This window comes from Yaniella sp., assembly GCF_030453185.1.
Classification (GTDB): domain Bacteria; phylum Actinomycetota; class Actinomycetes; order Actinomycetales; family Micrococcaceae; genus Yaniella.
In genome coordinates this window covers 1-4,551 of the sequence record NZ_JAKDKW010000117.1, presented here as the reverse complement: position 1 = coordinate 4,551, position 4,551 = coordinate 1, and the positions used below count along the sequence as shown (strand labels likewise).

The 4,551-nt window shown below is 57.5% G+C and carries 5 protein-coding genes; all 5 read left to right on the top strand.

The annotated features are described in order from the left end of the window. Positions 1–797, top strand: a 797-nt coding sequence (locus L0H14_RS11795) for a cysteine desulfurase family protein (protein WP_301421921.1), incomplete at its 5' end; no start/stop codon positions are given. A gap of 3 nt (positions 798–800) precedes the next feature. Beyond that, the gene (locus tag L0H14_RS11790; RefSeq protein ID WP_301419767.1) at positions 801–1,253 is read left to right on the top strand and encodes a hypothetical protein; all 453 of its coding nucleotides are present in this window, start codon (positions 801–803) and stop codon (positions 1,251–1,253) included. Between the two features lie 9 nt (positions 1,254–1,262). After that, on the top strand, positions 1,263–2,084 hold the full coding sequence (locus L0H14_RS11785; protein WP_301419769.1) for an AraC family transcriptional regulator: 822 nt from the start codon (positions 1,263–1,265) through the stop codon (positions 2,082–2,084). Positions 2,085–2,217: 133 nt separating this feature from the next. Beyond that, entirely contained in the window at positions 2,218–3,291 is a 1,074-nt protein-coding gene (locus L0H14_RS11780; RefSeq protein WP_301421920.1) for an iron-siderophore ABC transporter substrate-binding protein, read from the top strand. Beyond that, on the top strand, positions 3,291–4,313 hold the full coding sequence (locus L0H14_RS11775) for an iron ABC transporter permease (RefSeq protein ID WP_301421919.1): 1,023 nt from the start codon (positions 3,291–3,293) through the stop codon (positions 4,311–4,313). The genes L0H14_RS11780 and L0H14_RS11775 overlap by 1 nt, the downstream gene beginning before the upstream one ends. Positions 4,314–4,551: the final 238 nt, after the last annotated feature.

Sequence of the window (4,551 nt, the reverse complement as noted above, 5' to 3'; positions counted from 1 at the left end):
ATCGCTATGGCCGTGTCGATGAGAAAGCGGCTCTTGCAGCGATTCGACCCGACACCACCCTCGTATCCGTTGGGCTTGCCAATGGTGAAGTTGGTACGGTGCAATCTGTTGAGCGGATCGGGCAGGCGGCCAAAGCTGCAGGGGCTGTTATGCACACGGATGCGGTGCAAGCAGCCGCATCCTTGCCGGTGAGTTTTGGTGCTGGTGGTTGGCCCGGTGAGTCCGTCGATGCGATGTCAATTGCATCGCATAAATTTGGTGGACCGCAGGGTGCTGGGGCACTGTTCATTCGCGCCGGGATTGCGTTTGAACCACTTTTACATGGCGGCGGCCAAGAAGATGGTCATCGAGCCGGTACCGAAAATCTGGCGGCCATTGCAGGATTTGGTGCCGCAGTTGCCGCAGTGATGCCCACCGCAGGAATCCGGGCTCAGGAAATGATGGTCCAGCGCGATACCTTCGTTGCTCGCATTATGCAGCAGATCCCTGGGGCTGAACTCACCGGTCACCCAACCGAACGCACACCCAACCACGCATCGCTGGTCATTCACGGCATTGCTGGGGAAGCCATGCTGGTAGACCTTGATGTACATGGAATAGCGGCATCGGCGGGTTCGGCTTGCTCGGCCGGTAAAAAAGAACCTTCCGGTATCCTATTGGCCATGGGATATGACCCAGATGTTGCGGTCACCGCGCTACGCTTCACCTTTACCGATCCGCTACCTGAAACGGATTTTGAAAGACTTGTGGCACAAACGCTGGCGGTGCTGCAATCACATACTGCGCCGACGGGATAATACATGATGACAGCGTCTTTCACTCAGCAGACACCTCGCATACTTCATAGCGTTATTGCAGCGGTTGCTGTGCTGCTGGCATTGGCTGGATGTAGCTCACCGGACAGTGACAGTGGCCCGGCTGACCAGACACCAACCGAGACCCATGACCACTCAGATGATATTGAACACCACGACCTGACAGCCGAACGCCTCGTCGAGTGGGAGGACTACGAGCCAGTTTCAGACACTCGGATCCGAGTGCATTTCTTCGCTGGCTCAGAACACTGTTACGGTGTGCGCTCGCAGGTACACGAAACTGTTGAACGTATTGAAATTGCGGTGATTGAAGGAGAGCTACCTGACGCTCCTGAAGTCTGCACTTTAGAGGCCCGCGAGGCCACACTGGTGGTGCAACTTGACGCCCCTATCGGCGAGCGCGACATTGTTGCGTTGTCCGACCCCACGCTGCAATAAACTGCAATCATGTCGTCCACTGTCGAGTCGTCACAAGCGTCAACCAGCCCACACCAGACCGCACTGGTGCGAAGCCTGCCCAAATATGCTGCCGGTGATCTCGAATTTCCCCTCCGAGTGTTCGGCCATGACGAGCGCATTCGGCAGGACACCGCATGGTCGGAACATTCCCACCCCACACATGAACTCATTTGGCATGAAGCCGGTGTGGGTTCGGTGACGGTAGGCCCACGAACATGGACCATTGCCCCAGCCATTGGGTTGTGGGTACCAGCCGGAGTTTCGCATTCCGGGTGGACACCGGCAGGTGTGTGGCAGCGCGCCGCACACTTCAATATCAGCACTCCGCCGCTGTCGGATCGACCCAGCGCCGTCGAGGTCACCCCGCTGCTGCGCCTATTATTGGCCCGACTCATTTGCGAGCCATTATCCGAGGCATCACATGCCACCACGGAAGCTATGATCCTCGACGTCCTGGAACCTGCCGAGCATCAACTGCTGCTCTATAAGCCAGAAAACCCGCTCCTGGCGCCCATTGTGACATCCCTCACCACAAATCCGGCAGACAATACCAGTCTGGATCAGTGGGCCACCCGACTAAACGTCAGCACCCGGACCATCACGCGCGCTTTTTCTGCTGAAACCGGACTGAGTTTTAGCCGCTGGACAGCCACCGCAAAGGTTCAACATGCCGTGCAGTGCCTGGCCGGCGGTCAGCTCATTGATGAGGTGGCATTCGATGTTGGATACAGCTCTGCTAGCGCATTCACCACGGCTTTCCGTCGTGTCACCGGAACAACACCGGGAAAATACCGGGCAACCACGCCCTGATGTCCGTTTCGCCAAAGCCAGTGTCTGTTTTGCGCGATTGCGCACAAGCGCACTGTTCGGTAATTTAGTTAGGCGTACCTAAGTTACCCTGGGATTCGTCGATCATTGAACGAATCCCGCCTGAAAGGACCCCATGTTCCGCCATTCACGCTCACGTGCGCTCACCGTAGCCGCGATCGCTGCCTTGACCCTTGCTGCATGCTCCTCAGCAGATTCCGCCGAGGACCAGTCCTCCGAAGCTGACGGAGACTGGGAGCCCATCGCCATTGAACATGCGCTGGGTACCACCGAAATTGCTCAAAAACCCGAACGCATCGCCACCGTCAACTGGGCCAATCACGAAGTGCCCCTCGCCCTGGGAGTTGTGCCGGTGGGCATGGTCGAAGCCAACTTTGGTGACGATGACGATAACGGCATCCTGCCATGGGTAGAAGAAAAACTTGCAGAACTCGACGCCGACGACCCGGTACTCTTTGACGAAACCGACGGCGTGGACTTCGAAGCGGTTGCCGACACCAACCCGGATGTCATTTTGGCCGGCTACTCGGGCTTGACTCAGGAAGACTATGACACCCTGAGTGAAATTGCCCCCGTGGTTGCCTACCCCGAGACCGCGTGGGGTACCTCATGGCGGGACATGATTGAAATCAATGCGGCGGGCATGGGGATGGCGGACGAAGGCCAGGAACTCATCACTGAGCTGGAAAATGAAATCGAGGAAAAGGCGGCAAATTATCCCGCCATCGAGGGAAAATCCACCATGTTCCTCACGCACGTCGACCCCTCGGATCTCAGCGAAGTCAACTTCTACACCACACATGACACCCGTCCCATGTTCTTTGAAGACCTCGGTATGCAAGCACCCAAGAGTATTCAGGAACAGTCCGATAGCACCGACGAATTTTCCTCTACCATCAGCGCCGAACAGGCTGATGTCTTTGATGATGTCGACATTATCGTCACCTACGGTGACGAAGAACTGGTAGCAACATTAGAAGGCGACGAGCTGCTGTCGCAGATGCCAGCGGTCAAAAACGGTGCCATTGTGAGCCTCCCGGGTGACGCCCCACTGGGGACCGCAGCGAACCCGACCCCGCTGTCTATCTCTTATGTGCTCGATGATTACCTCGCCGAGTTAGAAAACCCCGCCACCGCCGCTCAATCGGCTGCAACCGTCCCCAGATCACAATTACTCAACAGGAAATAATGACGTCGACCGCCGCAACGTTGCGGCGGTCGATCCGGGTGCGTAGCACCTGGCTTGTATTTGCCGTGGCCGTATTGGTGGTGCTGCTGATCGCGTCCACCATGATTGGGTCGCGCAACGTAGCACTGGTCGATGTGCTGGCCGCTTATGGAGGAGCTGCTGAAGGTTTTGATCAGGCGGCAGTGGCCAAACGCATTCCCCGAACATTATTAGCCATGCTCGCCGGGGCTGCCTTAGGAGTGTCTGGCGCAGTCATGCAAGGTGTCACCCGCAATCCGTTGGCCGACCCGGGCATTTTAGGGATTAATACGGGAGCCGCCCTGGCGGTGGTCATTGGCATCAGTTTCTTTGGGTTGTCCACTGCGTCCAGCTATATTGGGTGGGCCATCTTCGGGGCCGCTATCACCGCGGTCTTCGTATATGTGATTGGTTCATTGGGGCGCGGTGGGGCTACCCCACTGAAACTGGCGTTAGCTGGTGCCGCAACGGCAGCAGCGCTCACGTCCTTTATCAGCGCTGTGGTGCTGCCGCGGGGTGATATCGCCGGTTTGGCCCGCGATTGGCAAATCGGCGGTGTTGGTGGTGGCACATTCGCCTCGGTGCGTCTCATTCTGCCAATGCTGATTCTTGGTTTTCTTATAAGTTTTCTAAGTTCCAGCGGTTTGAACACCCTGGCACTGGGCGATGAACTGGCCGCCGGACTGGGCCAACGGGTAGCCATAGCTCGCGCAACAGCAGCGGCCGGAGCCGTGATTCTATGTGGTGCCGCTACGGCTGTCACCGGTCCCATCGGTTTTGTAGGGTTGGTCGTGCCGCACGCCTGCCGTCTACTGGGTGGGGTGGATCATCGTTGGCTGATCCCGTACTCGGCAGTGGTGGGTGCGGCGCTGCTTACGGCTTCCGATATATTGGGACGCATTGTGGCACGCCCCGCCGAGCTGGATGTGGGAATTTTGACGGCCTTGATCGGCGCTCCCATATTCATCGCTATTGTTCGTCGCCACAAAATGAGTGCCCTATGACCGCTGCAACACAGCCCTTGACAACTACGATTACCAACGTTCGGAGCACCCGAGCAAAACAGTCGCGACGATGGAAAATCTCGGTGACAATCCTGACAACCTTGATTGTTGGCGTATTCATTTCCAGTCTCATGGTCGGCCAAACCTTTTATCCACTGGGCGATGTGTGGCGAGTCGTGACCGGTCAAGATGCTGGCGGAGCGACCTTCACCGTGGGTCGGCTGCGCCTGCCTCGGGC

What these genes read in the sequence shown, in the direction of transcription:
- L0H14_RS11775 (WP_301421919.1), top strand. Translation starts at nt 3,291, where the DNA reads ATGACGTCGACCGCCGCAACGTTGCGGCGGTCGATCCGGGTGCGTAGC.
- L0H14_RS11780 (WP_301421920.1), top strand. Translation starts at nt 2,218, where the DNA reads ATGTTCCGCCATTCACGCTCACGTGCGCTCACCGTAGCCGCGATCGCT.
- L0H14_RS11790 (WP_301419767.1), top strand. Translation starts at nt 801, where the DNA reads ATGATGACAGCGTCTTTCACTCAGCAGACACCTCGCATACTTCATAGC.
- L0H14_RS11785 (WP_301419769.1), top strand. Translation starts at nt 1,263, where the DNA reads ATGTCGTCCACTGTCGAGTCGTCACAAGCGTCAACCAGCCCACACCAG.